The sequence below is a fragment of the Sulfuricurvum sp. genome (genome assembly GCF_028712165.1).
GTDB lineage: Bacteria > Campylobacterota > Campylobacteria > Campylobacterales > Sulfurimonadaceae > Sulfuricurvum.
In genome coordinates, this window is sequence record NZ_JAQTQR010000121.1 from 1 (window position 1) to 3,200 (window position 3,200).

Consider the following 3,200-nt stretch of genomic DNA (forward strand, 5'->3'; position numbering starts at 1 on the left):
ACTGCGGGTGAAGATGGTTTAGGATCAATCCGTCAGGGATTTGTCGAGCTTTCTAACGTTCAGTTGGTAGTTGAACTTACCGACCTGATTACAGGGCAACGTGCCTACGATGCAAACTCAAAAGTTATTACTACCAGTGATGAAATGCTGGCAACCGTCAACGGATTGAAACGTTAATATTATTCACTATTAAATCCCTTACTCGTGGGATTTAAAACTCTTTCAACTCTTGTTGGCTATAATCCGCATAATTTTACGTACCATAGGATTTTTGATGCAAAAAATTGAAGGCAAAGTTTGGAATTTCGGTAAAGATATTGATACCGATCTTATCATCGCCGCTCGCTACCTAAACACTTCTGACCCTAAAGAACTCGCAAAGCATGTTATGGAAGACGCTGATCCGACATTTGTGAGTAAAATGACACCGGGTGACATTATCGTTGCCGATGAAAACTTCGGGTGCGGCTCATCCCGTGAACACGCTCCGATCGCGCTGAAAGCTGCCGGTGTCGCTGCTGTCATCGCTCCGACATTTGCCCGTATTTTTTACCGTAATGCATTTAATATGGGATTGCCGATTTTTGAGCTTACCGAGAGTTTGGAAATCAAAGAGGGTGAATCGGTCAGTATCGATATGGATACGGGTACCATTACCAATACAACAAACGGGAAAGTTTATAACTTTATCCCTATCCCGCCGTTTATGCAAGAGTTGCTCTCTGCCGGCGGACTTATGAATTACGCAAGCGAAGAAATCGCTGCACAGGAGAAATAATTAATGAAAAGCTATAACATTGCACTGATTAAAGGCGACGGTATCGGTCCTGAGATCATTGACGAAGCGATTAAAGTTATGGACGCAGTTGCGGCATGTGAAGATATTGAATTTAACTACCAAGAAGCCCTGATGGGTGGATGTGCATATGATGCTACAGGAGATCCGCTTCCGCAAGAGACAATTGATATCTCTTTAGCGAGTGATGCCGTATTGTTCGGTGCTATCGGCGGAACCAAGTGGGATACCCTTCCGAGAGAAAAACGTCCGGAGAGCGGATTGCTCCGTTTCCGTAAAGAGTTAGGTGTATTTGCAAATCTTCGTCCTGCCAATGTATACGATGAGCTTGTGAATGCCAGCTCACTGAAACCGGAAATCATTAAAGGGGTAGATTTGATGGTTGTTCGCGAACTCATCGGCGGTATCTATTTCGGTGAACCGAAAGGCCGTGATGAGAATAAGGGTTGGAACACTATGGTTTACAGCCGTGATGAAGTAATCCGAATCGCTCATGTAGCCTTTAAAATTGCGATGGATCGTTCTAAGAAAGTGTGCTCTGTTGACAAAGCAAACGTTTTGGACGTCAGTCAATTGTGGCGTGAAGTGGTCGAAGAGGTCGCAAAAGAGTATCCTGAGGTGGAACTCTCCCATATGTACGTCGATAATGCGGCAATGCAGTTGATCCGAGATCCGAAGCAATTCGATGTCATTCTAACCGGAAATATTTTTGGTGATATCCTCAGCGACGAAGCAAGTATGCTTTCCGGCTCTATCGGTCTTCTTCCATCGGCTTCTGTCGGTGCGGCTATCGGTGTCTATGAGCCGATCCATGGTTCAGCTCCCGACATCGCAGGGCAGGGGATTGCTAATCCTATCGCTACTATTGCCAGCGCATCAATGATGCTCCGTTTTGCTTTGAATGAGCACAAAGCGGCAGATCGTATTGATTATGGGATCAAACAAGCACTTGCTGAGGGATATCGCACTAAAGATATCTCAGGGTTTGATGCCAAAGAGATCTGTTCAACCAGCGAGATGGGTTCTATCATCGCTAATTTTGCGGCAAAATGCAAACTCTAACTCTCGCCAATATCTACGAACTGCAAGGGCTCAAAGAAGATGCCCTTGAAATTTATAAAGAGATTTTGAAAAAAGATCCCTCCAATGCGGATGCGAAAATAGCTATCCGCAGACTATCGGGAATGCGAAAAAAATTTTTAGGTGTTAACAACGAAATGAAAGCATTTTTTGTCCAAATGGATGAAGAAGCAGAATTTATCCAGTTTGAAAGGTGGTTGATGAAAGCATGGAACTAAAAGATGTAATTTTATCCACATTAGCCGAAATCGAAGAGCTATCGACACATTCTGAACCTTCAACTAACTTTGAAGTCTTCAAAGAAAAAACAGAGATTTCACAGGAGCCTGTTATTCATACAGTTCCAACAGAAGTTGAGACAATTCATACGATTCGTGATGATGAAGCACGTATGCTTGAAGGGATACGTGAACGCTTATTGGTTCTTTTTGAAGGATTTCAATCTCCGAATAATGTTCAGATAGAAGCCAAAGTCGATTTGACGCTTAATTTTCTAGAATATCTTTTAGGAACCATCGATAACCGTTTAGACATGATTAGGATTGAAAAATGAATGAACAATATCGTGTAATGATCCATTGTAATGATGAAAAAGGGCTTGTTTATAAGGTATCAAGTATCTTTTTTCATCGTAATCTTAATATTATTTCCAATAACGAGTTTGTCGATAAGGCACACAATAAATTCTTTATGCGCAGTGTCGTCGCCGGAGAAATTTCTCCGGATTCACTGAGAGAAGAATTAAAAGCAATTTTACCTGCACATGCTCATTTAGAAGTTATTGCACCACGTAAAAAACGGGTTGTATTAATGGCGACGAAAGAGTCTCATGCACTGGGAGATATTCTTATCCGATATGAAGCAGGCGAACTCGATTGTCATATTGTCGGTGTCGTATCCAATTATGATTTGCTCAAGCCGTTGGTTTCTAAATTCGACATCCCTTTTTATACTGTTTCACATGAAGGGTGTGACCGTGATGAACATGAAAAACGGGTTCTTGCACAATTATCTGAACTCGGTGAGATTGATTATATGGTCCTTGCAAAATACATGCGTATCTTAACGCCCCGTTTTGTGGAAGCATATGAAGATAAAATTATCAACATCCATCACTCTTTTCTCCCGGCATTTATAGGAGCAAATCCTTATAAACAAGCGTATGAGCGCGGAGTTAAAATTATTGGGGCAACAGCCCATTTTGTAAATAACCATTTGGACGAAGGGCCGATTATCGCCCAAGATGTAATACATGTCAATCACGCTTTCGGGTGGGAAGAGATGCAGCGGCTAGGCCGAGATGTGGAAAAAATCGTTTTGTCTA

At 42.2% G+C, this 3,200-nt stretch carries 6 protein-coding genes; all 6 read left to right on the forward strand.

Annotation, left to right across the window (positions count from 1 at the left end):
- Positions 1 to 177, forward strand: a 177-nt coding sequence (locus PHP90_RS13790) for a flagellar basal body rod C-terminal domain-containing protein (protein ID WP_299931058.1), incomplete at its 5' end; no start/stop codon positions are given.
- Between the two features lie 97 nt (positions 178 to 274).
- Complete coding sequence (locus tag PHP90_RS13795; RefSeq protein WP_299931047.1) at positions 275 to 778, forward strand: 3-isopropylmalate dehydratase small subunit; 504 nt, start codon at positions 275 to 277, stop codon at positions 776 to 778.
- Between the two features lie 3 nt (positions 779 to 781).
- Entirely contained in the window at positions 782 to 1,858 is a 1,077-nt protein-coding gene (gene leuB, locus PHP90_RS13800) for a 3-isopropylmalate dehydrogenase (protein ID WP_299931049.1), read from the forward strand.
- Positions 1,846 to 2,094 (forward strand): tetratricopeptide repeat protein, encoded by a 249-nt coding sequence (locus PHP90_RS13805; protein ID WP_298693238.1) that lies wholly within the window; start codon positions 1,846 to 1,848, stop codon positions 2,092 to 2,094. Before leuB ends, PHP90_RS13805 begins: the two co-directional genes overlap by 13 nt.
- Positions 2,085 to 2,429, forward strand: a complete 345-nt coding sequence (locus PHP90_RS13810; RefSeq protein ID WP_299931052.1) for a hypothetical protein — start codon at positions 2,085 to 2,087, stop codon at positions 2,427 to 2,429. Before PHP90_RS13805 ends, PHP90_RS13810 begins: the two co-directional genes overlap by 10 nt.
- Positions 2,426 to 3,200, forward strand: a 775-nt coding sequence (gene purU, locus PHP90_RS13815) for a formyltetrahydrofolate deformylase (protein ID WP_299931056.1), incomplete at its 3' end; no start/stop codon positions are given. The genes PHP90_RS13810 and purU, both read left to right, overlap by 4 nt.

Excerpts from the sequence above, each read along its gene's own strand:
- PHP90_RS13795 (WP_299931047.1), top strand. The coding sequence starts at position 275 with ATGCAAAAAATTGAAGGCAAAGTTTGGAATTTCGGTAAAGATATTGAT.
- leuB (WP_299931049.1), top strand. The coding sequence starts at position 782 with ATGAAAAGCTATAACATTGCACTGATTAAAGGCGACGGTATCGGTCCT.
- PHP90_RS13805 (WP_298693238.1), top strand. The coding sequence starts at position 1,846 with ATGCAAACTCTAACTCTCGCCAATATCTACGAACTGCAAGGGCTCAAA.
- PHP90_RS13810 (WP_299931052.1), top strand. The coding sequence starts at position 2,085 with ATGGAACTAAAAGATGTAATTTTATCCACATTAGCCGAAATCGAAGAG.